The organism is Paenibacillus sp. FSL R10-2736, assembly GCF_038000245.1.
Lineage (GTDB): Bacteria > Bacillota > Bacilli > Paenibacillales > Paenibacillaceae > Paenibacillus_AQ > Paenibacillus_AQ phytohabitans.
The window spans coordinates 4,024,958-4,050,783 of record NZ_JBBOBN010000001.1; the positions used below are offsets into that span (position 1 = coordinate 4,024,958).

The 25,826-nt window shown below is 52.1% G+C and carries 26 protein-coding genes and 1 riboswitch; of the genes, 10 read left to right on the forward strand and 16 right to left on the reverse strand.

The genetic code is table 11. The features are described 5' to 3' along the window. Nucleotides 1–181: 181 nt before the first annotated feature. Entirely contained in the window at nt 182–1,057 is an 876-nt protein-coding gene (locus NSQ73_RS17430) for a LysR family transcriptional regulator (protein WP_052421845.1), read from the reverse strand. Between the two features lie 166 nt (nt 1,058–1,223). On the opposite strand from NSQ73_RS17430, the gene NSQ73_RS17435 reads away from it, so the two are divergent. Then, a complete protein-coding gene (locus NSQ73_RS17435) occupies nt 1,224–2,390 on the forward strand; it encodes an MFS transporter (protein WP_340987451.1) in 1,167 nt (388 codons plus the stop codon). Between the two features lie 80 nt (nt 2,391–2,470). Here the strand turns inward: NSQ73_RS17435 and NSQ73_RS17440 are convergent, their stop codons facing one another. The 3 genes from NSQ73_RS17440 to NSQ73_RS17450 all read right to left on the reverse strand — a co-directional run bounded on the left by NSQ73_RS17440 (nt 2,471) and on the right by NSQ73_RS17450 (nt 5,878). After that, entirely contained in the window at nt 2,471–3,904 is a 1,434-nt protein-coding gene (locus tag NSQ73_RS17440; protein WP_445669530.1) for a glycoside hydrolase family 43 protein, read from the reverse strand. A gap of 220 nt (nt 3,905–4,124) precedes the next feature. Next, nucleotides 4,125–5,195 carry an ABC transporter ATP-binding protein gene (locus NSQ73_RS17445; RefSeq protein WP_042213143.1) on the reverse strand — a complete coding sequence of 357 codons (1,071 nt, stop codon included), beginning with the start codon at nt 5,193–5,195 and terminating at the stop codon, nt 4,125–4,127. Nucleotides 5,196–5,335: 140 nt separating this feature from the next. After that, on the reverse strand, nt 5,336–5,878 hold the full coding sequence (locus tag NSQ73_RS17450; RefSeq protein ID WP_340987452.1) for an HXXEE domain-containing protein: 543 nt from the start codon (nt 5,876–5,878) through the stop codon (nt 5,336–5,338). Nucleotides 5,879–6,148: 270 nt separating this feature from the next. Here NSQ73_RS17450 and fabV point away from each other — a divergent pair, with 270 nt between their 5' ends. Next, the gene (gene fabV / locus NSQ73_RS17455) at nt 6,149–7,339 is read left to right on the forward strand and encodes an enoyl-ACP reductase FabV (RefSeq protein WP_340987453.1); all 1,191 of its coding nucleotides are present in this window, start codon (nt 6,149–6,151) and stop codon (nt 7,337–7,339) included. 101 nt (nt 7,340–7,440) lie between these two features. On the opposite strand, the gene NSQ73_RS17460 is transcribed toward fabV, so the two are convergent. From NSQ73_RS17460 to NSQ73_RS17480, 5 genes are read right to left on the reverse strand one after another with little or no spacing between them, the layout of a single operon-like run. Beyond that, on the reverse strand, nt 7,441–8,409 hold the full coding sequence (locus tag NSQ73_RS17460) for a phosphotransferase family protein (RefSeq protein WP_340987454.1): 969 nt from the start codon (nt 8,407–8,409) through the stop codon (nt 7,441–7,443). A 3-nt stretch (nt 8,410–8,412) separates the two neighbouring features. Continuing rightward, a complete protein-coding gene (locus NSQ73_RS17465) occupies nt 8,413–9,381 on the reverse strand; it encodes a sugar phosphate isomerase/epimerase family protein (protein WP_042136766.1) in 969 nt (322 codons plus the stop codon). A gap of 39 nt (nt 9,382–9,420) precedes the next feature. Continuing rightward, on the reverse strand, nt 9,421–10,491 hold the full coding sequence (locus tag NSQ73_RS17470; RefSeq protein WP_340987455.1) for a Gfo/Idh/MocA family protein: 1,071 nt from the start codon (nt 10,489–10,491) through the stop codon (nt 9,421–9,423). 48 nt (nt 10,492–10,539) lie between these two features. Beyond that, nucleotides 10,540–11,637 carry a Gfo/Idh/MocA family protein gene (locus NSQ73_RS17475; protein ID WP_171719252.1) on the reverse strand — a complete coding sequence of 366 codons (1,098 nt, stop codon included), beginning with the start codon at nt 11,635–11,637 and terminating at the stop codon, nt 10,540–10,542. Then, the gene (locus tag NSQ73_RS17480; RefSeq protein ID WP_171719251.1) at nt 11,630–12,397 is read right to left on the reverse strand and encodes a sugar phosphate isomerase/epimerase family protein; all 768 of its coding nucleotides are present in this window, start codon (nt 12,395–12,397) and stop codon (nt 11,630–11,632) included. The genes NSQ73_RS17475 and NSQ73_RS17480 overlap by 8 nt, the downstream gene beginning before the upstream one ends. Nucleotides 12,398–12,709: 312 nt before the next feature. Between NSQ73_RS17480 and NSQ73_RS17485 the strand changes: the two genes are divergently transcribed. Next, a complete protein-coding gene (locus NSQ73_RS17485; RefSeq protein ID WP_039303582.1) occupies nt 12,710–13,528 on the forward strand; it encodes a helix-turn-helix domain-containing protein in 819 nt (272 codons plus the stop codon). A 2-nt stretch (nt 13,529–13,530) separates the two neighbouring features. On the opposite strand, the gene NSQ73_RS17490 is transcribed toward NSQ73_RS17485, so the two are convergent. Further along, nucleotides 13,531–13,743 (reverse strand): hypothetical protein, encoded by a 213-nt coding sequence (locus NSQ73_RS17490; protein ID WP_340987456.1) that lies wholly within the window; start codon nt 13,741–13,743, stop codon nt 13,531–13,533. 260 nt (nt 13,744–14,003) lie between these two features. Between NSQ73_RS17490 and NSQ73_RS17495 the strand changes: the two genes are divergently transcribed. After that, complete coding sequence (locus NSQ73_RS17495; protein WP_076244752.1) at nt 14,004–14,684, forward strand: TIGR00266 family protein; 681 nt, start codon at nt 14,004–14,006, stop codon at nt 14,682–14,684. 102 nt (nt 14,685–14,786) lie between these two features. On the opposite strand, the gene NSQ73_RS17500 is transcribed toward NSQ73_RS17495, so the two are convergent. Together NSQ73_RS17500 and fur are read right to left on the reverse strand one after the other, a co-directional pair. Then, the gene (locus NSQ73_RS17500; RefSeq protein ID WP_340987457.1) at nt 14,787–15,377 is read right to left on the reverse strand and encodes a TetR/AcrR family transcriptional regulator; all 591 of its coding nucleotides are present in this window, start codon (nt 15,375–15,377) and stop codon (nt 14,787–14,789) included. A 138-nt stretch (nt 15,378–15,515) separates the two neighbouring features. Continuing rightward, nucleotides 15,516–15,989: a ferric iron uptake transcriptional regulator gene (gene fur / locus NSQ73_RS17505; RefSeq protein WP_042235972.1), complete on the reverse strand. Its 474-nt coding sequence runs from the start codon at nt 15,987–15,989 to the stop codon at nt 15,516–15,518. 253 nt (nt 15,990–16,242) lie between these two features. On the opposite strand from fur, the gene NSQ73_RS17510 reads away from it, so the two are divergent. Beyond that, entirely contained in the window at nt 16,243–16,818 is a 576-nt protein-coding gene (locus NSQ73_RS17510) for a hypothetical protein (protein WP_340987458.1), read from the forward strand. A 132-nt stretch (nt 16,819–16,950) separates the two neighbouring features. Further along, complete coding sequence (locus tag NSQ73_RS17515) at nt 16,951–17,625, forward strand: S-layer homology domain-containing protein (protein WP_340987459.1); 675 nt, start codon at nt 16,951–16,953, stop codon at nt 17,623–17,625. Between the two features lie 115 nt (nt 17,626–17,740). Here the strand turns inward: NSQ73_RS17515 and NSQ73_RS17520 are convergent, their stop codons facing one another. The 4 genes from NSQ73_RS17520 to NSQ73_RS17535 form a co-directional block, all read right to left on the reverse strand. Continuing rightward, nucleotides 17,741–18,490 carry an amino acid ABC transporter ATP-binding protein gene (locus NSQ73_RS17520; protein WP_042136749.1) on the reverse strand — a complete coding sequence of 250 codons (750 nt, stop codon included), beginning with the start codon at nt 18,488–18,490 and terminating at the stop codon, nt 17,741–17,743. Nucleotides 18,491–18,502: 12 nt separating this feature from the next. Further along, nucleotides 18,503–19,171, reverse strand: coding sequence for an amino acid ABC transporter permease (locus NSQ73_RS17525; protein WP_042136746.1), 669 nt, complete (start codon nt 19,169–19,171; stop codon nt 18,503–18,505). Nucleotides 19,172–19,266: 95 nt separating this feature from the next. Continuing rightward, the gene (locus NSQ73_RS17530) at nt 19,267–20,121 is read right to left on the reverse strand and encodes an amino acid ABC transporter substrate-binding protein (RefSeq protein ID WP_171719245.1); all 855 of its coding nucleotides are present in this window, start codon (nt 20,119–20,121) and stop codon (nt 19,267–19,269) included. Between the two features lie 263 nt (nt 20,122–20,384). Further along, complete coding sequence (locus tag NSQ73_RS17535; RefSeq protein WP_340987460.1) at nt 20,385–21,905, reverse strand: DHA2 family efflux MFS transporter permease subunit; 1,521 nt, start codon at nt 21,903–21,905, stop codon at nt 20,385–20,387. Nucleotides 21,906–22,202: 297 nt separating this feature from the next. Between NSQ73_RS17535 and NSQ73_RS17540 the strand changes: the two genes are divergently transcribed. The 4 genes from NSQ73_RS17540 (at nt 22,203) to NSQ73_RS17555 (ending at nt 25,776) form a co-directional block, all read left to right on the forward strand. Continuing rightward, entirely contained in the window at nt 22,203–22,877 is a 675-nt protein-coding gene (locus tag NSQ73_RS17540) for a TetR/AcrR family transcriptional regulator (RefSeq protein ID WP_340987461.1), read from the forward strand. A 68-nt stretch (nt 22,878–22,945) separates the two neighbouring features. Continuing rightward, nucleotides 22,946–23,048, forward strand: a riboswitch (TPP riboswitch). Between the two features lie 112 nt (nt 23,049–23,160). After that, nucleotides 23,161–23,943 carry an ABC transporter ATP-binding protein gene (locus tag NSQ73_RS17545; protein WP_340987462.1) on the forward strand — a complete coding sequence of 261 codons (783 nt, stop codon included), beginning with the start codon at nt 23,161–23,163 and terminating at the stop codon, nt 23,941–23,943. After that, nucleotides 23,924–24,700, forward strand: coding sequence for an ABC transporter permease (locus NSQ73_RS17550; protein ID WP_340987463.1), 777 nt, complete (start codon nt 23,924–23,926; stop codon nt 24,698–24,700). Before NSQ73_RS17545 ends, NSQ73_RS17550 begins: the two co-directional genes overlap by 20 nt. Next, nucleotides 24,697–25,776 (forward strand): ABC transporter substrate-binding protein, encoded by a 1,080-nt coding sequence (locus tag NSQ73_RS17555; protein WP_340987464.1) that lies wholly within the window; start codon nt 24,697–24,699, stop codon nt 25,774–25,776. Before NSQ73_RS17550 ends, NSQ73_RS17555 begins: the two co-directional genes overlap by 4 nt. Nucleotides 25,777–25,826: the final 50 nt, after the last annotated feature.

Here is a 25,826-nt window from a genome sequence, read left to right on the forward strand (position 1 = left end):
GAGCCGGGTGGTTGGAAAGATTGTTGTATAAAATACAAGAATAATCCGGCTAAGCCGCTTGAAAACGCTGAAATCCTGCATTTTATACAGCAATCTTGAATTTCAGCCGCCAAGATCAGGGAAATGTTGTATTTTGGGCATAATTTTACAAGAAGTTACCCTATCAGGATCTGCATACAAATCAATTGAAATACGCAATAGTTTTCTCAATAAATGCCTTGGCCGATTGAGTCAGAAACCGGTCTGACCGGTGAATGATCTCAAAGTGACGGTATGGCGGATCATCTGTAATTCGGATGCAGCGCAGTGTCGGTTCATTCATCGCTTGGATCAGAGGATACGGCAGCAGGGTTCCTCCGACATTGGCTTTTACCAGGCTAATAATGGAAGTGGCCGAACTGATCTCCATGATCGTATTTAAGCTGAAGCCATATTTACGGCAATAGTTATCCACCAGTTCTCGGCCTGTAAATCCTTCGGGGAACATCACCGTTTGGATATCACGCAGCTCCCGGATACCAATTGAGCTTCGCTTCGCCCAATCATGATTCTCGGAAACGACGAGCACATATTCTTCACTGCACAAAGAAATGCGTACAAGCCGGTCATCAGGAGCAGACGAGACGTCGATGCCGATGTCTACTTCATTCTCCAGCACTTGATTCAAGACGAAGACCGAAGAGACAACCTTCAGCTGCACCTTGGGGAACCGGGTATGAAAATCTGCCAGCAAAGGAGTAATCCGGTAGTCCAGATCGGAAGGGAGAACACCGATTACCAGTCGGCCCCGCTGATCATTGCGGAATTCAGCTAATGCATCCCGGGTATTCTGTAAATGACGGATCATCTGTACACAGTGCTCCAGAAACAGGTTTCCTGCCTGTGTCATCACAATCCTCTTGCCGACCCGGTCGAATAAGGGAACGCCGAGTTCATCCTCCAGCGCACGTATTTGTTGACTCAGGGTAGGTTGGGATATGCCAAGTTTCTCAGCTGCCCGTGTGAAATGAAGCGCCTCGCACACCGCAATGAAGTTTTCCATCTGACGAATCTCCATATCAGCCACCTCCAATCATTGGTTTTAGTAATCATTTTAATAGAAACAATAGTATTGTTCAATCATTCTAATGATTCTATACTTAACCGTGCATCCCCCAATGCTCTGTCACGGGCTCATGCTCACGGGTGAAAGCCACAATACTACTACCATGAGGAGATTCAGAATGAAACTTTTTTACATCGTCTTGGCGCTTATCCTGGCTTCACTGAATTTACGGCCGCCTATTACATCCATTTCTCCTCTAATGAGCACCATACAAAATGATCTGGGTATAAGCGGGATTACCGCCAGTCTGTTAACCACACTTCCGGTATTATGCATGGGCCTATTTGCTCCGTTCTCCGTTAGATTAAGCAGAAGGTGGGGAAATGAAGGGGCCATTGTTCTGGCTCTAATCCTCATCGGGCTGGGTACGGGATTACGCTGGTTTGTGGGTGCTACTCCACTGATGATGTTCACTTCTTTTCTGTCGGGTGTAGGGATTGCCTTGGCAGGGCCACTGTTGTCCAGCTTCATTAAACAGCATTTCCCTGACCGGGTGGCAGCCATGGTAGGGATCTACTCTACAGCGATGGTGGCGGGGGCGAGCATTAGTGTGGGACTATCGGTTCCACTTCAGCATCTGCTGGGGGGATCATGGAGGAGCTCACTGGCTGTATGGGCATTCCCCGCAGCCATTGCATTGCCTGTCTGGTTGCGGTTAGCCTGGTCTGCGCACACAGACCGGCAATCCGGTATAACTAAGAGTGTACTTCATGCACCTCTTCCGGTGAAAAACAGGCGTGCCTGGGTGCTGACCCTATTCTTCGGGCTGATGGCAGCAATCTTCTATTCCTTAACCGCCTGGCTCGCGCCAGCCATCCAAAGCCAGGGGTACAGCCAGGAGACGGCCGGAAACATCCAAACCTTATTCACATTGATATCGCTGCCCTCTACGTTGTTCATACCCATGCTTGTACACCGCTACCAAAGACGTGTATTCTGGCTTGTCGGATGTGCGTTAATGGAGTTGACCGGTGTCCTGATGCTGAACCTATCCTTTAGCCCTTGGCTCGCGGCGGTCCCGCTCGGTATTGGTGCGGGCGGACTGTTCCCGATTGCATTAATGTTGCCCATTGATGAAACAAGCAACGCCCAGGAAGCCAGTAGCTGGTCTGCAATGACCCAATCCGGCGGTTATATTCTCGGAGCGCTTGGGCCGCTGGCCATGGGCTGGTACTACGATGCTACGGGCAGCTTCGTACAAGCATTCTATGGTTTGGCTGGCATCATCGTGCTTCAGATTATCGTTCAATTGGCAATAGGGAACAAAAAAAGTTCTCCAGAATAAAAAACAGCGGCAGCCAGGGACTAAAGTGCGTCCTTTGCTGCCGCTATTTCATATGATCATAGCCACCGGGGAATGTAACGTTACTTGTTCTCCGGTGAAACCTGACTTCCCCAGACTGAGATGCCTTCCGCCGACAATGCGGTAAATGTCATTACGTTACTTCCAGTGGCTTCATTCCATTCGCGCAGGAACACTCCGCTGTACTCCGTCCCGTCTATAGTCAGCTTCGCACTATGCTCTTCACCCAGGCTCCATGTACCTGTTACTGCGCCGCTTATCGTACCGTCTGTATTCAGCTTAAGGAGCTGCGACTCTACAATCTCAGCAGAAATATCTTTGCCGTGATTGATATATTTGTACTCGCCTGCCACATCCCTACCGGAGTACTTGCCGATCTTCTCCCCGCTGTAGCGGTGGGGCGCCACTACCGGCCAGCCCGCTTCGTTCAGGAACATCTGGTGTACCCGCACTTCATGCTGCTCGCCAAGATTCGGGAACCGGGTATGGAAGATCAGATAATACTGCCCGCTCTTCTCATCGTAATATGCCGAGTTATGTCCGGGAGAGACATACCCTGCACCGCTGGCTGAAGGTTCCTGATCCGTGTTCAGGAACTCATAATTCCCCATCAGCTTCACCCCGTAAGGGGCATACGCAGGATCATCAAACAGAACACCAGCCGTCCCCTGCGCGTCAATCATAGCTTTGCCTTCAGAATCCTCAAACGGTCCGTCCGGGTTCTTGGAGCGGGCAACACGGATATTATAGCCGCCATTCGCATCGAGCCCGCCGTAAGACAGGAACAAGTAGTAGTAATCCGTCTCCGGACTGTACAGCATATAAGGCCCTTCTATCCGGGCATGATCCGCCCCCAGTAGCTTCTTGCCATACCCTTGGTCTGCCAGCGGAAAGCCCGTAGCCGGGTCCAGCTCCAGAATGAAGATGCCTCCGGAATACGAACCGTATACCATCCACAGCTTGCCGTTCTTATCAAAAAACACATCAGGATCTACTACATTCGGCTTCTCGGTAGCATCATAAACCTCACCGTCATCTCCGGTGCCGGTCATACCAGATTTAAGAATAATTCCTTTATTCTTATAAGGACCTTCGACCTTGTCAGCGGCTGCGATGCCGAGTGCCGACAGCGGTGAATCCCCCCGGCAGGCATTGTAATACATGTAGAATTTCCCGTCCGCCAGCTGAATGACATCAGGCGCCCAGAGCGTGTCCGATTGTGCCCAGCTGAGAGTCTCACTGAGTTCCTCCGTTACATTGGGGATAAGCACGTTGTCATCCGTTACCCCGGAGGAAATCTGAGTCCACGACATCAGATCCTTGGATTTGGCCGAAGCCAAATGCGAACCAAACACATAATAAGTATCGTCAGCCTTGATCACAGATGGATCGTGTACCGATACATTCTCAAACTCAGGTGTGCCTGCAGCATTCCCGCCACTGCAGGCAGGCAGCAAAGCTAAGGATATTAAAGCGGTTAGCGTTCTTGTTCTCAAGTTATAACCCCCTTATGTATACCCTTACATTTTGCTGCGTCAAGACAAATTAGTCAATACTTTTATTTATACTCATTAATATTATTTTAGGTTTATATAAACTATAAAAGTCTGGAAGACCCGTCATGCATGCTCTAGATGTGGTCCTGAAAGCTCAAAAAAGCGCCAAGCCGCAATCGGCCTGACGCTAATCTTAATAGTATGAGCTATTGCCCTGTTCTTAATACTCGCTGCTGTTCTGCACGAGAACCGGCTCCGGATAGGCGTTGCTCAAGACACGGCGCTGCTTCTTCACGACATCCGGCGGTTCTACCGCAGGTGCCATCGGATGCATCAGCCAGGACTTCACAAGATGAGTATCGGAAACCTTGTACATTGGCGGTTCTTTCTCCATGTCAATCGCCATAGCATATGTGCTCCGCAGTGCGAAGGCATCACCCTTAGGCGGCTTGATCAGATCGGGAGGTGTTCCCGGAATCGCTGTAAGCAGGGAACCCTTGCTCTCAAGGCTAGGCATGGAAGCCAGCAAGCCCCAGGTATACGGGTGTCTCGGATCATAGAAGATCTCTTCCGCTGTGCCCATTTCAACGATTTGACCGGCGTACATTACGGCTACACGGTCTGCCATTCTCGCCACAACCCCAAGGTCATGGGTGATGAAAATGATCGCTGTATCAATCTTCTTCTGCAGGTCCTTCATCAGATCCAGGATCTGTGCCTGAATGGTTACGTCAAGCGCGGTTGTCGGCTCATCGGCAATCAGGAGCTTAGGGTTAGCGGCAAGTGCCATAGCGATTACGACACGTTGGCGCATCCCGCCGCTGAACTCATGCGGGTACTGCTGGAAACGGCGTTCAGGTGAAGGAATTCCCACCAGATTAAGCAGCTCGATGCCGCGTTTATAAGCAGCTTCTTTTGTAATTTTCTCGTGCTTGAACAGTACTTCGGTAATCTGTCTGCCGACTTTCATCATCGGATTCAGCGAGGTCATCGGATCCTGGAAAATCATACCGATCTCTTTACCGCGGATTTTTTGCATTTGCTTCTCATTCTTGCCGATCAGATCTTGCCCATCGAACAGAATCTGTCCACGCTTATATTCGCCCGCAGGCTGAGGAACCAGCTTCATGACTGCTTGCGAGGTTACGCTCTTACCGGAACCGGATTCGCCTACAATCGCCAGTGTCTCCCCTTTATTTACATGAAAGCTGACACCACGGATTGCTTGGACTTCTCCTCCGCGTGTTCTGAATGATATAGCTAGGTCTTTTACCTCTAAAAGGCGCTCCATCCTGTCACCCTCTCTGCTTCTTTTCAAATTATGATAATAATTCTCAGTAGCCAAAAAACACGCAATAATATTATTTTATCTATCATTAGGGGGTCACGTCAAGATTTTTCTGAAAACGTCACCGTAACAAATCATCATTCTCAGCTGCGGTTATGTCTTGTTCTGTTCTTCATCATGCCCCATACAAGCAGTGGTGTCAGGATCAGCATGAGCAGCACCGACCATCCTATGTCAGCTTCGCTGACAACATTCTCATACAGCAGGCGGTAAAACGCATATATCGAGTACGGCAATGCTACGAGCACAGCAGTCACTACACCCGGGGTATACAGCCTCAGAACAATACTTTGTGCCAAATGTGTGAAGACATGCAGCAGAAACACAGCGAGCACGGCTAAGTAGAGCCAGTAGAACTCTAAAAACACCGCAACGAAGGTTACCCCCACTATCAGAATATACACGAAGAGCACATCCATAGCAAAATTCCTGGTGGTCATGCCCATCATAGGCGCCAGGCGCTTCTGCAATGACGGGGAAAGCGACGATGTTATAGCTGGACCGTATTTGTTCCCCCATGCCTCAACTGTAAGAATTTCCTCAAAATCATGAAACATGAAGAATACAGGCAGCAGCCAGAGCAAGCTTGTTACGTCCATATGTATTTGCAGCCAGTTCAACATCATAACATCCGTCTCCTTTCGCGGGAAAGTTGTCATCCGGTATGTTCTCTGCTGCCCGTCGTCCCTGCCTTACTTGCGGGAATAACATTCAATGAAGTAAATTAGATCAATATAGCAATCATACAGCCTGATCTGGGAGCTCAGATGTTTCTTCACTTCATTATAAGGATCACCTGAGAGGTTCACCATGAGAAAATACTCACTCCGAATCAGGCAACTCCTCTCGATTCTACAATCCCTGCAACCATCGATGAAAGCGAGGTCAATATTATAATGATCATAAAACCCAGAACGCGCGGTTTCATCTGTACGACTGCCCACCCCGCAGGCTGTGCGCATCAGGTACAGCAGCAAGTGAACTATGTACAAAATCAGGGAAAATTTACAGGCCCCCGCAATGTACTCGTAATCGGGGCTTCAACCGGGTATGGACTTGCAGTCAGGATTGCTGCAGCCTTCGGTGCAGGAGCAGCAACTGTAGGTGTCTATAGACCCAGCACAGCCAGCGAGACGCGGACGGCCTCCGCAGGCTGGTATAATTCCGCAGCTTTTGAGGAAATGGCCTATACAGCCGGCCTGTGCTCCTACAGCGTATGCGGGGACGCTTTCACCGCTGAAACGAAAGAACGGACCATAGAGTTAATCCGCAGGGAGCTCGGACAGGTTGATCTTGTCATTTACAGCGTAGCCTCGGCACGCAGAACAGACCCGCAGACCGGAGAAGTACATCAGTCTGTATTGAAGCCGCTCGGCAGCACTTATACCAATACAACGGTCAATTTCCATACCGGAGAACTAAGCACGGTACAGATTGAACCGGCCACCGAAGCTGAAATCGATGACACGGTTCATGTGATGGGCGGAGAAGACTGGCAGCTCTGGATTGAAGCGCTCCGGAATTCCGGTGCTCTGGCGGCAGATGCGGTCACTCTCGCCTTCTCCTATATAGGTTCGGAGCTAACACAGGCCGTCTACCGCGACGGAACCATCGGCCGGGCTAAAGATCATCTGGAAGCCACAGCCTTAGAGCTGAATGCCCAATTATCACCAACCGGAGGCCGCGCCTATGTAGCAGTCAGCAAGGGCCTGGTCACCCAGTCCAGCTCGGCGATCCCTGTAGTTCCGCTCTACATCTCCGTTCTCTACAAGGTTATGAAAGAACAGGGACTGCACGAAGGCTGCATCGAGCAAGCATACCGGCTGTATACCGGTTTCCTGTACAACCCGGAAGGGACTCCGGTAGACGGACAAGGGCGCATCCGGATTGATGATCATGAGATGAGCTCCGCTGTGCAGACAGAAGTGGACCGCATATGGCCCAAGCTAAGCACGGAGAATGTCTATCAATATTCCGATCTGGACGGCTACAGACGTGAGTTCTTCCAGCTGTTCGGCTTCGAGACTGGCGGCGTTGATTACGAAGCAGACATCAACCCCGTTATCGCCATCCGGAACAGGTACTGAGTACTGAGTGCTGACTGACATCCAACTGTTCTGATGTGCTGCTCAACAACAACAGCCAGGAGGCCGGATCTCCGAAGAGAACCGGCCTCCTGTTTGTCTCGTCAGATTACAGCTGAGAACAGCTTCCAGGACTCCGCGAGGTTCTCGTGGGCCCAGTTTACATGATTCTCATCCTTATACTGGCGCGAATAACACTCAATAACCATAATAAGATCCAGATACAGGTCGTACAGCCGCTTCCGCAGCAGTTCGTCCGGACTGCTGAAAGCTGTCCCGTACCCTTCATAGAACGCTTCCGAGTTCTCGAAATGCCGGAAATAATACTCCAGCAGCACATCGCCCCACATGGCCCGCTCCCAGTCAATAATGGATACGATCCTGCCATCCTGCACAAAAATATTACCGTTCCACAAATCCCAGTGTACAAGACGCGGCTGCGTCACTGCATCCAGCGCCGGCAGATAACGCCCCAGCGCCTGCTCAATTTCCGGCAGCGATGCAGGTAACGCAGCATCCAGTCTCACAGCATCCTGAAGCACATTCAGCAGCATCGCCTTGAAGGTCTCCCTCCAGGACATTCCGCCTCCGGCAGGCTCTGCACCGAATAATCCAAAAACTGGCCCTTTAATCTCATTGATCAGACGCTGGTACCGCCCGAGTTCATACTCGATGGAAGAACGCTGCTCTGGAGACAGGCTCTCCTTCACATCACTGTACGGCTCACCTTCAATCTTCTCCATGAAGAAATAAGGGCATGGAATCAGCTGCAGGCTCTCATCATAACTGTAGACTTCAGGCACAGGAATCCCGCCTGCAGCACGGACCAGGCGGAGAGCTCCCACTTCAGCACGCATAATATCCTTCTCATAGCTAAGCACTGCTGTCTCCGGCCCAGGAGCAACCTTAAGGATGACCGACCGTCCATCGCTCAGCTCCAGATCATATCCTGTATTAAAAAAACCTCCGGTCAGCTCTCTGCTGCCGACAACCGCTGCATCTGCACCGAAGGCGCTTGCTGCTAATAGACTCAGCTCCCGGTCATTCAGCTTGACCTTGGTGAAGCTCTCCATCTGTTAGACCCACCACATCTCGGAAAGAGGCTCTTCAATAAGTACCTGGCGGAGATTGTCTACAGCCTTGGAGAAGCCTTCCTCAATGGACATCAGGCCGTCTTCGTGTTCAATGCTGACCACATAGTCGTATCCTACAAGGCGGAGCGCACTCATCATGTCCGCCCACACCTTGACATCATGTCCGTAGCCTACGGAACGGAACTGCCACGCGCGGTCAAGCATATTCGTATAGGACTGCATATCGGTCAGGCCATGCTTGTTGACATTGACCGGATCGATTACCGTATCCTTCGCATGGAAGTGATGAATTGCGCCTTCACGGCCCAGAATATGAATCGCCTGTACCGGATCAATGCCCTGCCACCACATATGGCTCGGATCCAGGTTCGCGCCAATGGCTTCCCCTGCAGCTTCTCTTAGTCTCAGCAGCGTAGCTGGCGTATGCACCGAGAATCCTCCGTGCAGTTCAAGGCCAATCTTCACATCATGCTCAGTTGCAAAAGCAGCCTGCTCCGTCCAATAAGGGATCACTTTGTTCTCCCACTGCCAGGTCAGAATCTCCTGGTAATCATTCGGCCATGGCGCAACCGGCCAGTTCGGATATTTCGCGCCTTCATGATCGCCGGGACAGCCGGAGAAGGTATTCACAACCTTAACACCCAGCTTCTGTGCCAGCTTAACCGTATTCACGAAATCCTCATGGTCCTTGGCTGCCAGCTCCTTCTGCGGATGCAGCGGATTGCCGTGGCAGCTAAGCGCACTGATAATCAGACCGCGGGATTCTACTGCATGCTTGAATTCCTTAAGCGCTGCTTCATTCTCAAGCAGCAGCTTCGGATCGCAATGGCTGTTGCCGGGATAACCTCCGGTGCCGATCTCAACTGCCTTCAGCCCTTTGGATGCTACGTAATCCAGCGCTTCCTCCAGCTTGCGGCCTCCGAACAATACCATAAATACTCCAAGTTTCATTGATGTTGCCACCTCTCCCTGATCAGTTCTCGTATCTTGTTATGCACCGTAGATATCGAAATTCTTGATGGTCTCATTCTTCTCTGCCGCTTCAAAGATAGCTTCAATCAGAACAAGCACACGCAGCACTTCAGCATTCTTGACAATCGGTTCTGCTGTACCTTCGATTACTGCAGCCAGATTGTCATAGAAGCTGGAGGACAGCCCAGACGCCGCCGGCAGGTCTCCGGTAATTGTCGAGCCTTCCGATGGCGGAGCCATCGTCTTGGTTAACCCTACACCTGCACGGATCGGTGTCGGTTCTATTTTCTCGGATGCGTTATTGCGGGTGACTATTCTTCCTCTCAGAGACCAGTCCTCAATAATAGCCGTTCCCTCAAGCCCCTTCACATACCATCTTGGCAGCGTGATAAAGTTGGTGGTTCCGACTTCAACGATGGCTTTGATCCCATTCTCAAACTGCAGGCTGGCCTCGAAACCGTCATCCACATCATTGCCGAGAATATAGCTCAGGCTGCTGCTTACGCTTGTGACTTTGCTGTCAATCATGAACAGCAGCTGATCCAGCAGATGAACGCCCCAGTCCAGCAGCATCCCTCCGCCCTGCGCCTTCACATGACGCCAGTCGCCGGGAATCCCGTTAGCACCATGCACCCGGGACTCAAGCTGGAAGAGTGATCCAATCGTCTCCTTCTCATACATCTCCTTGATTACGCGGAAATCCTCATCCCAGCGTCTGTTCTGGTGCACCATCAGCACACGTCCGGCCGCATCTGCCGCTGCCTGCATCTCGGTAAATTCGGCCGAAGACATGGCCACCGGCTTCTCACAGACCACATGCTTGCCCGCCTGAAATGCACGAACAGCAATATCCTTGTGCACATCATTCGGTGTAGCGATCAGAATAATGTCCACCTCCGGATCTGCCAGTACTTCCTCATAGCTGGAATAAGCGGTGTAACCTGCTTCGGCAGCCAGCGCGCGCCGCTCCTCCAGCAGATCGAAGGCTCCGCTCACTATCACGCGGTCACTTTCTTTGATTAATTGCGTATGATAGCTGCCCATTCCGCCGTAACCAACGATAACTACAGTATGTTTGATTGAACTCATGGATTTCACTCCTGTTTTCTCTAATAGTCGCGTGAACCGGAGATGCTCTTAGTTGTCAGAACTTCCGTCAAAATAAACGGCACGTCCGGTACGTGCTGATTCATACACTGCTTCAAGGATCTGGGTAACAACAAAAGCCTGCTCCGGCAATACAACCGGATCTTTATCTTCTCTTACCGCTTCCAGCCACAGACGCGCTTCACGGTCAGCTTCAGTCTCAGCAGCACCGGAGTAGAAGGCTACTCCGCCTGATCCAAGATCAACTTTGGTTTCGTACAGGCGTCCGGCACGTTCGCCGTTCAGACGCAGGCCATCCTTCATGTCTGCTCCGCCCTCCGTACCGGCGAGCATTGTCTTGGCTTCACCAAATTCTGACACATTCAGCGCCCAGCTGGCTTCAAGCACAATTGTAGCACCGTTCTCCATTGTAATGAAGCCGAATGCGGAATCTTCAACCTTGAATTGTTCCGGATCCCATGGACCGAAGGCATTCGCCGCATTCTTCTTCTGGCCCAGCTTGTGGAAGGTGGAGCCTACAACCATACGCGGTTTGTAGTTATCCATCAGCCAGAGCGTCAGATCCAGTGCATGTGTACCGATATCGATCAGCGGTCCGCCGCCCTGTTTCTCTTCATCCAGGAATACGCCCCAAGTCGGAACGGCACGGCGGCGAAGCGCAATAGCCTTACCGTAATAGATATCGCCGAGTTCTCCGCTCTCGCACAGCCCCTTCAGATAATCACTGTCTGCGCGGAAACGGTTCTGATAGGCAATGGACAATTTCTTGCCTGTGCGCTTGGCGGCATCCAGCATTTCTTTCGCCTGGGCAGTGGTCTTCGCCATCGGCTTCTCGCACAGCACGTGATTGCCGGCTTCGAGGGCGGCCACAGTGATCTCGGAGTGGCTGTCGTTAGGTGTACATACATGTACGATGTCGAATCCGCCGGCAGCCAGCATCTCACGGAAATCGGTGAATACAGCAGCGCCTTCAGCGCCGTAGGTCTTGGCAGCCTCTTGAGCACGTTCTTCTTCGATGTCACAGAATGCCACCATTTCGGCATCCGCCTGACGGGAAAGACTTGGCATATGTTTGCCGTTTGCGATACCACCGCAACCGATAATAGCAATTTTGAGTTTGTTAGACATGAATATTTCCTCCTTGATTACCATATGATTTGATCCAATTCAAACTGTCAGCTACACTGGCAAGCGGTGAACGGCTGCAATAATCCTGTTCAACCACTGCCCATTCCACACCAGCCGCCGCTGCTGCTTCAACAATTGCAGCCAGATCGACTTCACCTTCACCCAGTACAACAGTCTCCGGAGAACCGTCTTCGCGTTTCTTCAGGTCCTTGAGGTGGATGATCGGCAGGCGTCCTGCGTATTTATTGATGTATTCTACCGGATCATATCCGCCATAATACACCCAGCATGTGTCCATTTCCACTTGAAGCTGCTCAGCAGGCACCTCTTCGAACAGGTAGTCAAAAGCTGTGCGGCCGCCCACCTTCTCCGTGAATTCGAAATCATGATTATGATAAGAAAGAACAGCTCCGCCTGCCCGGCATTTGTCGCCGATCAGCCGCAGGTTCTTAGCCACTTCAGGCCAATTACGCTGTTCTTCCGTCAGAAATGGCACGATCAGATTACGGTTGCCAATCTCCAGATTGAAGCTGATTTCCTGTTCCGTATCGTTCAGCATAACATCGTACGGGCGATGCGCTCCGAGAGCAACGAGTCCTGTTTCCTCAAGCAGTGCCTTCACCTGCCCGGCCGTCCGGCCGAAATAGTGGAAGAATTCCACACCGCTGTAGCCCAGTTCGGCAACCTTGCGTATTGTCCCTTCGAAATCCTGTTCCAGTTCGTCTCTCAGCGTATACAGCTGAAGTCCTACCTTCAACATTATTGCTCTCACTCCTAAGTTTGATCCGAGAGTCCGACTGATCTTGCCGCCACCGCCCTTTGCCCCGCACCTATGCCAGGCATTCCACCTGAACAAACGGGCTGTAAACATAGGATGTAATATAGCTGTCTATCTGCCATCCGCTGCTTCCAGTGTTTGCCTATGTAGCGATCAGAGCCGCAATACAGCCTCCCCCACATCATTTGTATGTTTTTTGCTTAGGTACATGGTAATATGAAAGCGTATATAATAAAATGAATAATATGATTAAAACATGAACAATCTGCTTATCATTTAACACTAGGAGGACTCATGACACCTAACGCAGCCTGCCACATCCTATCCGCCGGATTCTCCTTCCACCGCAAGCCGTTTCATATGTCCCGCAGCGAAGGCGTCCAGTATTATCTGCTGCGCCTCCAGACCGAAGGACGCAGCCGGACCATGGAGGGCGGAGTCATCACTACTGTGGAGAGCGGCAATCTGATGCTCTTCGCACCGACCGATCCCTACTACTTAAGTATCGACAAGGAAGTCTACCCTGTCGGCAAGCCGCGGATTGAGAGCGGTGACTATCATATTTTCTGCAGCGGTCCCTGGATTGAAGAATGGTGGGGTCGCAAGCATCGCCCGGCCGTACTCCGGCTGCCGCTCAGCGATCATATTCTTGGCCTGTTCCGCCAGCTTGTGCTGGAGCAGCGCCGTTTATCGGATTCTTCACCGGATATCTCCGCGTGTTATCTGCAGATTCTATGTATGGAGATTGACAGGCTGATGTCCGAGCAGCCGGCAATTTCACCCAAGGCCTATCTTGCTTACCGGATGAAGCAATATGTCGAAGAGCATGCCGCGTACGCCTTCCGTCTGGAGGATGTGGCCGGCCATGTCGATATTTCCGTCTCCCGCGCGGTTCATCTGTTCAAAGAGGCGTTCGGCACTACGATTGTGAAATATGTAAATGACGTCAGGCTGGATATGGCCAGGGAGAAGATTACCTTCAGCCCGATGCCGCTGGAGCATGTATCTGAAACTTGCGGGTTTGCCAACTATACGTACTTCCACCGTGTCTTCCGCAGCCGGTTCGGAATGTCACCCAAGCAGTACCGTATCCATAGCAGGGCGCAGGCGTAAGCTCACGAGACCAGGAGACATGCAAAAGGAGCGCCATCACCATAGATCCGCTCCTTGTGTTTGATTTTATTCAATTGCTGGCGCTTGCCGGGTGTCATCCGTACATGCTGGGAGATGGCGCCGTAATCCTGATTCATCCTGCGGTTTCTTTCGGCACACCAGGTGCCGGAGCGTTCTGCCTTCAGCAGAGCTTTTTGCGTGCGTGTACGTGCCATGTGCGGTAACACTCCTTGTCATAAGCTTATTCAGTACATGCGGTACTGTTATCTTAATTTTAACATATTCACCACATTACTGCCCGGTATAATTAACTATAATAGTCTGTTACCTTGCGGCCGGCTTACACTGCCTTGTCCTCCGCTTGCGGCGGTGCAGCTTATTACAGTATTCTTGATGGACAAGGTACATGCGTCTGGCAGAAGAAAGTCATCAGTTATACTTTGAATGGAATAGGCAGAATCAGGAGGAGATATTAATGAAATACGATGTGCTGTATGACGGCGCTTTTGCCATGCTGAAGGTAGTCCTGGAGTCAGGCGAAAGTGTGAAGGCGGAGATGGGGGCGATGGTCGCCATGTCGCCGAATGTGGAGCTGAGAGGCACGGTAGACGGCGGTCTCATGCGCGGACTCGGCCGGATGCTGAGCGGGGAGAAATTCTTCTTCCAGGAGCTGACCGCCACCCGCGGACAGAGTGAAGTGCTGCTCTCACCAGGGGCAATCGGGGATATTCAAGCCATTGAGCTGGACGGCTCGTACAAGCTGATGGTGCAGAAGGATGGTTTCCTGGCTGGAACCCACGGTATTCAAGTGAACACCAAAATGCAGAATCTGACCCGTGGCTTATTCTCCGGCGAAGGCTTCTTCATTGTAGAAATCAGCGGCAGAGGTACGGTCTTCCTCTCTTCCTTCGGAGCCATTCATGCGATTAACCTCGGCCCTGGCGAGGAAATGATCATTGATAACGGCCACCTCGTGGCCTGGCCGGATTATATGGATTATAAGGTGGAAAAGGCAGCCTCCGGCTGGCTGAACAGCTTAACCAGCGGGGAGGCACTGGTCTGCCGGTTCCGCGGCGAAGGTGTTGTTCTGGTCCAGACCCGCAATCCCGGAAGCTTCGGGACGTGGATCAAGTCCTTCGTGCCGAACCGGCCGTAGCAGCGGCGGGCTGCCGATTCCGAACATAAAAATAGATTGAACTTGTATAGAAGAATCACAGGTTCAATCTTTTTGGAACTTCATCCTCGTTTGACCGGGTACTTAGGCCATTAGCTTGTCGAAATGACTGGAAATGAGCTGAATCATATCTTCCGGTGTAACCATCTCGGGATAGATTACACTATGAACGACCAATCCGTCTACTAATGCATGCAGCATTTTGATTTCCCGGTCCAGATCCAGGTCCTGTCTTAACAGATTCACGGCATCCAGGTACTCCATCATCTGGCAGAAGCCGCTATACAGCCCGTTATGTACTTCCTGTTTCAGCGCCTGTATGGCGGGGTCCGCTGCTGCCCGTCCGACAAAAGCCAGCCAGACCTCCGCTTCCGCTCTCCTCTCTTCATCAATAGGCATTAATTCATGAATCAGCCTTTCCACATCCTCCCGGGGATTCCCCGAGTATTGAAAGACCTCAACTCTCTGGTAACTTCGTTCACTCACCAGTCTCATGGAGAAGGCAAGCAGCTCGGATTGGCTGGCAAAATAATGCCGCAGCGATCCCAGCGACATGCCCGCCTCCTTGGCAACATTCCGCACGGATACAGCTTCCAGACCATCACGCCGGATGATCCGCCAAGCCGCCTCCGCCAGATGATTACGGCGTTCGTCATGGTCCACTTTTTTTGGCATAACGTCATTATAGCATGTGCACCAGCCTTATATCCCTGCTCCATAAGTCGCAAATGCGCTGATTCTCCGCTGCAGTCAAATAAAAAGACGCCGGCTGTTAAATCAGCCATGCGTCTTTGAATGTGCCCCAGTTGCGGCTCAGGATACAGCCCGGCATTCTTTATCGCCCTTGCAGCCGTTTCCCTTGCAGGTATTATAGGTGCCTTTGAAATCAAGCCGGTGATCGGTCACACTGAAGCCGTACTCACGGGCCAGCCGCGCTTCAAGGTCCACCAGCCAGTCATCCTTGATCTCCTCCAGCTTGCCGCATACACTGCAGATCAGGTGGTGGTGCATATGAACATGATCGTCACCGCGCAGGTCGTAGCGGGCAACGCCATCGCCGAAATTCATCTTTTCTACAATATGAAGTTCACACAGTAGCTCCAAGGTACGGTATACGGTCGCAAGTCCCAAATGCGGATAACTGCGCTTGACCAGCATATAGACCTCTTCCACGCTTAAGTGATCCTTCTCGTTGTCCAGCAATACTCTTACTATAGCCTCGCGCTGTGGCGTAAGCTTATAATTTTGCGCCGCAAACTGCTGGCTGATATTTGCTACTCGGTTCACCCGGGTTCCCACCTTTCCGGAAGTTGAACAATTCCCGACAATAATTAGTAATCTTTACGATATAAGCATAACAAACTTGTCCGTCAAAGAAAAGGCCTGACACCAGTATAACATCACTTTTCCCCAAAAACGTATAAATAGGTTCTGCGGATTATGATTATATTATCGCCGGCTAGTCTTACGCCCAATCCGAAGTGCGCCCTCCCTCCATACCTTATATAGACTAAATCTCTTATAAGTGAGGATGATCCGGATGGTGAAAATAAAACCTAAGCAGACCCAGCGGCTTGTGACAGCCCGTGTACTGCGCAAAGTAGCCACGGCCATGCTGCCGTTCTACCGGAAAATTGCCGGCAACAGCAGTTATGCCGCTGATTGGACAACCGCTGTTGTCTCCGCAGATCTTGATCTGATGGGCAGACTGCTGGCCAGAATTTCCACCCTTGCCAGGGTAGAGAATTATGGGACGAACGGCATCGGCTATTTCATCTCGTTTCCTTTTCCGCTACCGGTTGCGTTCTACACGAATGGAACAACGATTCCGCCGGGCACGGTCCAGTTCACCTTCAGTACAGCAGCCCACCGGAGCATCGCACGGGCCGTTATTCCGCTCTACCGGGAGCTCTCTGTAAATAACAGCTTCGCGGAGAGTCTGGCTGCAGCCATCCGGCGCAGGGACCGCGGTGCGGTAACAGCGATGGTACGCAGCCTCGTCACAGCGGATTCGCTTAAATCCGTAACCATTGAAGAGAGCGGGATCGCGCTGCTGTTCAGAACCCGGTTCAGTAAATACCCTTACCGCAACCTGCTGTTTCAGGAAATGATGTAGAACGTCTGCAACCTTTTCTATTGTCATTGCGTCATTAGAGTCAAGTTGAAACGGTCACGCCGTCCTGTAACGGACAATCACCGGATCAGCGGGAAATCTAGTGGTACAACCTACAATAGAGGTGGAATTCAGATGAGTATCAAAAAAAACACGATTGCAGCTTTTACAGCCGTAACGCTTCTTACCTTCTCTTTCGGCGGACAAATTTTTGCAGCCGGCAGCAGCTTTAAGGATATTGACAGTGTAACCGGTAAGGACAAAATCAACTCTCTGAAGCAGCAGGGCCTGATCAAAGGGATATCGGATACCCAGTTTCTGCCCGCATCCACTGTAACTACAGCACAAGGCGTTCAGTTTATAACGGGCGGACTCCAGCTTAGTCTGGCCGCAATCAGTTTCAACAAGGCTCCCGTAGCCAGTGCGATCTTCTCCAAAGTAAAAGACAACGCCTGGTACGCAGAAGCCTTCATCAATGCACACTATAATGACGTGGATATTCCCGCTGATATTGATCCATCCAAACCGATTACCAAAGAGCTGTTCACCAGCCTGCTGATTCAAGGCGTTGAGAAGGCAGGCAACCTGCCGATGATCAACATCGTGCCGGTGGATATCACCGATGCAGATGCGCTTGAGCCATCCTACCAGGGCACTATCCAGCGGTCCCTGAAATACAACATCAACACACTGGATGCTAACGGCAAGTTCAACCCGAAGAGCCAGCTCACCCGCGCCGAAGCGGCAATTATGCTCTACAACGCACTGGACTATTTGAACTCACGCAGTGATGCAGCAACACAGAACTAACTAATGGCTGAGTAATCCTTCATGCCCTCCCCCGCGCATGATGAATTTACAAGCAGAAAAGGCAGTCCGGGATTCCCCTCCCGGACTGCCTTTTTGCATTAATGCCAACATTCGTTTAGTCTTCTCCGCTGAGCCGGTTCAGGAACTGCAGGGCGCGCGGATTCTTCGTCTGCTCCAGCACCTGCTGCGGAGTCCCCTGCTCCAGAATGACCCCGTTATCCATTAAGATGATCCGGTCGGCCACATCGGCCGCGAATTTCATCTCATGGGTAACAATGACCATCGTCATTCCTTCCCGGGCCAGCTGCTTGATGACCTTCAGCACCTCACCGACCAGCTCCGGATCGAGCGCCGAGGTTGGCTCATCGAACAGCAGCACCTCCGGCTCGACCGCCATCGCCCGGGCAATCGCCACGCGCTGCTGCTGGCCGCCAGACAGCTGATGCGGATAGGTATCCGCCTTGTCGGCCAGCCCTACCTTGTCCAGAAGGGCAAGCGCCTTCGTTCTGGCTTCCTCCCTGGAACGCTTCTGAACGGTCACCTGGCCCTCCATTACATTGCCGAGTGCCGTCATATGCGGGAACAGATTGTAGGACTGGAAGACCATTCCCGTCTGCTGGCGCAGAGACAGCACGGTACGCTGTGGAATTTTGCCGCCGGGAGTGAAATCCAGCTTAATATTATTCAGTGCCAGGCTGCCCTTGTCGGGAGTCTCCAGCAGGTTGAAGCATCGCAGCAGGGTGGTTTTGCCGGAGCCGGAAGGTCCGATAATGACCATCACCTGGCCATGCTCAACGGTAAGATCAACACCCTTCAAGACCTGCAGCGGACCGAAGGATTTATGTAAATCACGTATTTCAATCATGGGTATGCCTCCTTAACTGGCCGAATACCGGTCCAGCCGCTTCTCCAGGTATTTCTGCAGCACCGATAATACTGAGCAAAATAACAGATAAAATAATCCCGCTTCGCAATATAACAGCAGCGGTTCATAGGTAGTGGCTGTAATTTGCTGAGCTTTTCTGAACATTTCTACATATGTGATGCTTGCTGCAAGTGATGTATCCTTCACCAGACTAATGAATGAATTGGATAATGGCGGAACCGATACCCGGGCAGCTTGAGGCAGAATCACCCGCCGCAAAGCCTGTCCACGGCTCATCCCGACGGAGAAGGCAGCCTCCCACTGGCCTTTATGTATGGAGAGAATAGCCGCCCGGACAATTTCCGAGGAATATGCCCCGACACTAAGGGTGAAGCCGATCACAGCTGCGATGAACGGATCAAGCACAATGCCTACCGTAGGCAGCCCGTAGAAAATAATAAACAGCTGCAGCAGCAGCGGTGTTCCGCGGATGACCCAGACGTAGAAGCCGGCAATCAGCTTCGGAATTCTCCAGGAAGAGAGCCGCACAAGCGCAGTAATTACAGCAAGTGTAAGCCCAAGCGCAAAGGAGACCAGGGTCAGCGGAATGGTAAAAGCCACCCCGGCTTTGAACAGAGGCAGCAGTGAATCGAGAAATATTTGTATTTTGCGGTCATCCATCGTTCTGACATCCTTCTTGGAACGGCAAGGCGGAAGCACAACCGGCTCCGCCTTGAGTCCATAAGTTATTTGAGACTGCCGTTACACAGGCAAGCTTATTTCGATACATCAGCTCCGAAGTATTTCTCGGAAATCTTCAGATATGTCCCATCATCATGCATGGCAGTCAGCGCTTCATTCACTGCCTGTACAAGCTCATCGTTACCCTTCAGGAAGACCGCTGCACTATACGAGCCTTCTGCAATCTCATCCACCTGCTTGATCTTGATATCCGGCTTCTGCTTCTTCAGATCCAGGAAGGACAAGCCATCATTGACGGTTGCATCAATCCGGCCGGAGGTCAGCAGATCAATTGCCTGATTGAAGCCTTCTGTGGATACAATCTCTGCACCGTTATCCGTTGCAATCTGTCCGAGGTTACTTGTCAGGGACTGGCCGGCTTTCTTGCCCTTGAGGTCCGCGAATGATTTGATATCTTCATTATCTTCACTGACGATCAGCACAGCCTTGGATACGATATACGGGTCAGAGAAATCATATTTCACTTTGCGCTCATCCGTAATGGAAACTTCATTGAAGATCGTATCGAACCGCTTGGCATCCATACCGGCAAAAATACCGTCCCACTGAGTCTCGATAAACTCGGCTTCCACGCCCAGACGTTTAGTTACTTCTTCAGCAATTTCGACATCGAAGCCTGTCAGCTTGCCATCGGCATCATGATATGTGAACGGGGCATAGGTGCCTTCTGTTCCGATACGCAGCTTGCCGCTGGCTTTGACAGCTTCCAGGCTATTCTGCTCAGCAGGTGCCGCACTATCAGTAGCCGCCGCAGTCGGTTCAGCCGCCGTATTGCCGCCTGTTGCTGCATTATTGTTATTGTTGTTGCCGCATGCCGCAACCACGGCCATGGTCAGGAGCAGCATAATTGTCAGACTAAGTTTTTTCATAAGATTAATCCCCTCTCATCTCTCTTTATGTTCCGGACTTGCCGGCAAAATGAATCGTAACATTGAGCTGTTACATCCGTCAATAACTTTTTCCGATAATAAACATCGGATTTATGCTATATCGGTTTTTGATAGTTTAGCTTGCCCCGAAATTGCATTTCTACATCAGTGGAAGGCAAAACTAAATCATCAAAAACGCAAAGCAGCGATCCTCCAGTAACGGAGAATCGCCGCCTTACTTCTTATGAATGTTAATGAACCCATTAACCGTGCATGATTTCAGGCACCGCTTTATCCTTGGTGCCTCCGCTTTCTGATTTGCGGCCCCGGCGCAGCAGCAGCCCAAGGATGGCGCCGCCTAAAGCTACAAAAATCATAATGTGGAAGGTGTCGGCAAAGCCTTTGGCCAATACAGTCTGCTTGGCCAGCTGCAGAGCTTCTTTCGAGGCTCCGTCCACCGTCTGCCCGGCAGCGGCTGCCGCCTCCTGCATTTCAAGACCACGCGCGGAGGTTCTGGCCGTCAGAATCGTAACCAGTGTCGACACTGCAAGTGAGTTAATGACCTGCTGCATGGAGTTGGTGAGTGAGGTTACCCGGTTGACCAGATTGCCTGGCGCCTTGTTCAGCAGATGCGTATTCATCGGCATCATCATCATCCCCATTCCTGCACCGCACATGATCAGCGGAAGAATGAGATCACGGCTCTGGGTGGTCAGATCGACATGGGAATACTGGAACAAGGCTCCAGAGACCAGACTGAGTCCGCAGACCACCAGCCAGCGCACCCCGATCCGGTCGAACAGAATGCCGGCAATCGGCATCATCAGCCCGGAAGCAATGGCCTGCGGCAGCAGGGTCAGTCCGGTATCAAATGCGCCGAAGCCGCGGGCCTGCTGCAGAAACTGCGGCAGCAGAAATAAGGCACCATATAAGCCGAACTGGGCGATCCACTGCACGATAATTCCGGTGGTGAAATCCACGGATTTCAGAATCCGCAGCTCCAGCAAAGGAGTCTTGGAACGCAGCTCGGCAATGACAAAGGCAATCAGAGCAATAGCTCCCAGGGATAACCCGATTAGCGTTTTGTCCGAGGTCCAGCTCTGCGCCCCCTGGCTTACACCGTAAGTGAGTGAAGCAAAAGCCAGCGGTCCGAGCACCATTCCGAATTTATCCATGCCGGGAACGTTGTTCTTCGCCGCATTCGGCAGCTTTCGCAGTCCGATCAGCACACAGATAATGCCGATGGGGATATTAATCAGGAAGATCCAGCGCCAGGAGTGGTACTCCACCAGCCAGCCTGACAATACAGGACCAATCGCCGGAGCGAACAGCACGGGAATTCCCATAATCCCCATAACGACGCCGACTTTACTCTTGGGAGCCAGTCTGTACACATACGCCATCCCGACCGGGAGCACACAGCCCCCTCCAAGACCCTGCAATACCCGGAAAACGACCAGCCATTCTGCACTGCTTGGCGTTGCACACAGAATGGATCCAACGGTAAACACAATTACTGCTGTCAAAAAGACGTTCTTAGCCCCGAACCGGTCAGACAGCCAGCCCGACAACGGAATGACCGAAGCCTGCGCCAACATATACCCGGTTACGACCCACTGCAGCGTATGCAGATCTGTATTGAAATCCACGACCAGTCTGGACAATGCCACATTCATAGCCGTACTGTCCAGCACGACCATAAATACGCCGGCAATAATCGCCAGCAGCGGAACTAAAATGCTAGATAACCGGAAATCCGCATCCTGCTTCAAGGTCTGATTCATACTCCTTCTCCTCCTGAACTGTCCGCTGTCATCTACGTTGACCTGCAGGCAGGTTTGTCTATATAATTAGTGAACGGACAATTGTCCGTTATCGCATTTCATAGTCTACGGACAATTGTCCGATGTGTCAAGCGGAATACGCCAATTCCCCACACTTGATTCGTTTACCGGCAGAATAGAGGTTTCTTAGGACGCACTGTAGGCATAAATGTTGTATATTTTGCAGCTTTGATTCATGGATAGCCGGGTTTCCGGATGGATTGTTGTAGGAACTGCAAGTATATGAAAGGGGATATCATGAAAAAAACAGAAACGGAAGTTGAACCTGTAACATCAGCAGCTCCGGACAATACAGAGAACACAGAGAACACAGACATCGCTGCAAAAGAACCCGCCGATCCTTATATGCAGCGGATTCTCGAAGCGGCCCGCCAGCTATTCACCGAGAGCGGCCTTGAAGCTGTCAGTATGTACGGCATCGCCAAACGGGCCGGTATAGGGCAGGGATCGCTCTACCGCCGCTTCACTGATAAGGGCGAAATCTGTTCCGCCCTGCTGCTGGACAGCACCGAGCAGTTTCTGTCGGGGATGGAACAGCAGCTTGCTGCCAGCGCCGGTGAAACGGCTGCCCTCGCGCATCTCCAGAGCAGCATTGAGCAGGTCGTTGGTTTCATTGAGCAATATGCGGAGCTCTTGAACATGATCAAATCCGAATTCACCGGCAAGAAGCAGCTTACCCAGTTCGAACATCCTTTTTTCCAGCGGCTCGGGAGGATTATGAGTGAACTTCTGCACCGCGCATCCGCGAATGGAGAGATTATCGGGATCGATCCCCGCTTCGCTGCCACAGCGCTGATCTCTGTACTTAGTCCCGATCTTTACCTGTATGAGCAGAAACGGAACGGCTCCTCCAAAGAGGAAATCTCGCGGGGAATTGTTGCATTGTTCATAACCGGTCTCTCCAAGCGCTGAGCCCAGGCTCTTTACAAGCGGGGAAATTATGGTATATTAAGTAGCAATTACGAATTCAATAGCACCTGTTATTTCACTAGGGGAGTCGGCCGACTGAGACGGAGCTTAAGCTCCGGACCCTTGGAACCTGATCTGGATCATACCAGCGGAGGGAAGTGGAGCAGAATGTATCAGCGGTTCCGCGTCTTTGCAAACTGACTGTACCTTCAGGCCCATTCATTTCCTCCGGAAATGGATGGGTCTTTCTTGTTTTCGTAGCGTAATCACTTTTCCCTAAGGAGGCTTGCTTCCCCATCCTATGATCAACATCGCTAACCTGTCCTATTCTTTCGGCGCAGCTTCAAGGGCTCCGGTCTTCTCCGGAATCTCCATGAAGGTCCGCCGCGGCGAGTTCATCTCCGTCGTGGGTGCCAGCGGCTGCGGCAAAAGCACGCTGTTCAAGATTATCGCCGGCCTGCTGGAACCCGGCAGCGGCGAGGTTGCCCTGCACGGGCAACCGCCTAATAGCGCCTCGGAGCGGCTCGGCCAGGTCGGCTATATGCCGCAGCGGGATCTCCTGCTGCCGTGGAGAACCGTGCTGGACAATTGCCTGCTGCCCTGGGAACTGAAGCGGGGCGGCTCCAAAGAGGAAGCCGTTATTCAGATCCGCAGCATGCTGCAGCAGTTCGGCCTTGGTGATACCGGAGCTGCGTATCCGCATGAGCTGTCGGGCGGCATGCGCCAGCGGGTTGCGGTACTCCGCACCATTGCCGCCGGGAATGAGCTGCTCCTGCTGGACGAGCCGTTCGGGGCACTGGACGCCATAACCAAGCGGGAGCTTCACCGCTGGCTGCTGGAATTATGGTCAGGACTGGACAAGACTGTGCTGTTCATTACCCATGACCTTGAAGAAGCGCTTCTGCTTAGTGACCGTATCTATCTGATGACCGGCGGTGCCGGGGGCGGTATGCAGGAGTTCATCACCGGTCTTCCCCGCCCCAGACATCACAGTCTGAATTACGAACCGCAGTTTGTTGCCCTGCGGCTGAATTTGGAGCTGAAGCTGTATGACAACCGTCTTCTATAGAAGATTGCTGCGGGAATACAGCCCGGCTATTCTGCTCGTGCTGCTGATCTTTGCGGTCTGGGAAACGGTGTCCCGGCTGGGGCTGATTCCTCCGTTCATCCTGCCGGCTCCTACTGCCATCTGGAGCGCTCTGATGGAGGAGCGGCATTTGCTCTTCGCTGTGCACCTGCCCGCAACGCTGCTTGAGGTACTAACTGGCTTCGCTCTGTCCGTCTTCTGCGGCAGTCTGCTGGGAACGGGCATGCATCTGTTCAGGCCGCTGGCCAAAGCGCTGTATCCGCTGCTGATTATCAGCCAGACGATTCCGCTGGTTGCCCTCTCTCCCCTGTTTATCATGTGGTTCGGCTATACCTTGTGGAGTAAGGTTGCCGTAGTGTTCCTGACCGCCTTCTTCCCGGTGGTTGTCGGCACCTACGACGGGCTGGGCAAGAATACGGAGCAGTACCGCGAGCTGTTGCTTACCTTAGGCGCGAACCGCTGGCAGATTCTCCGCAAGGCTGCTGTTCCGCTGGCCCTGCCGTCCTTTTTCTCCGGACTGAAGCTGTCGGTGGTGTACTGCGTCATTGGCGCTACCATCGGCGAATGGCTTGGAGGCAGCCGGGGGCTTGGTTATTTCAGCCGGAGAATGGCCGGCAATCTGCAGAGTGCCGAGATGTTTGCCGCTGTTGTGCTGCTGTCCGCCCTTGGGATCACTTTGTTTCTGTGTATTGCTACGCTCGAGAAGTTATTTCTGAAGAAAAGAGGACGTTATTCATGACTCCAATCCGCTATAACCGTTATCCCTATACCCGTAGTGCTCAACCTTATAAATTACTGCCTTATGTATTGCTCCTGTCTGTTCTTTTGGTTCTGCCGGGCTGCGCCGGCAATAACGGGCCGGCTGGCTCCGGCTCATCATCGGCATCATCCGCTCCGGCGGCAGCCGCAGACGGTACAGCCCATAAGCTGACGATCATGCTCGACTGGTATCCGAACGCCGTTCATTCCTTTTTGTATGCGGCACAGAGTGAGGGGTATTTTGCCGAAGAGGGGCTTGAAGTTGAGATACAGATGCCTGCCGACAGCAACGACGCGCTGAAGCTGGTAGCTGCCGGACAAGTCGATCTGGCCCTCAGCTACCAGCCGCAGGTGCTGATGGCCCGGGGAGAGCAGATTCCGGTCAAATCCGTCGCCGCTCTGGTACGGCATCCCCTGAACCATCTCATGGTTTCCGCAGACAGCGGAATAACCCGCCCCGGGGAGCTCTCAGGCAAGCAAGCCGGTTACTCCTCCATTCCGCTGTATGAAGCCATGCTGCACACTATGATCCAAACCGATGGCGGCGATCCCGCCTCCCTAAAGCTGATTGACGTTGGCTTTGAGCTTATCCCTGCCCTATCCACCGGACGTGTGGATGGAATTATGGGCGGCTTCATCAACCATGAGCAGCTAATATTAGAACAGGAAGGCCATCCTGTGCGTTCGTTCAATCCGGTAGACTACGGGGTTCCTGATTATTATGAGCTGGTGTTGGTCGCAAGTGACCAGGGTCTGCAGAATTCCTCGGAATATTTCCAAAAGTTCATGAATGCTGCGCGCAAGGGTCAGCAATTCGTCACTAAGCAGCCGGAGCAGGCGCTGAAGCTTCTGCTGGAGCATCAGGATGCCACCGCACCGCTTGATGAAGCCATCGAGAAGCGCAGCCTGGAGATTCTGCTGCCGCTGATGGACGCCGGGTCACAGCCCTTCGGTTATCAGGATACCGCTTCCTGGGAGAATGTCCGTAAATGGCTGAGCGAGGGCGGTCTGCTGGCAGAGCAAGTTGACAGTGCGGATGCTTTTATTAATTTATAGAACATGCTTTCGAAGTTAGTTTTGCGAAATGATCTCAAGGATGCGTATGC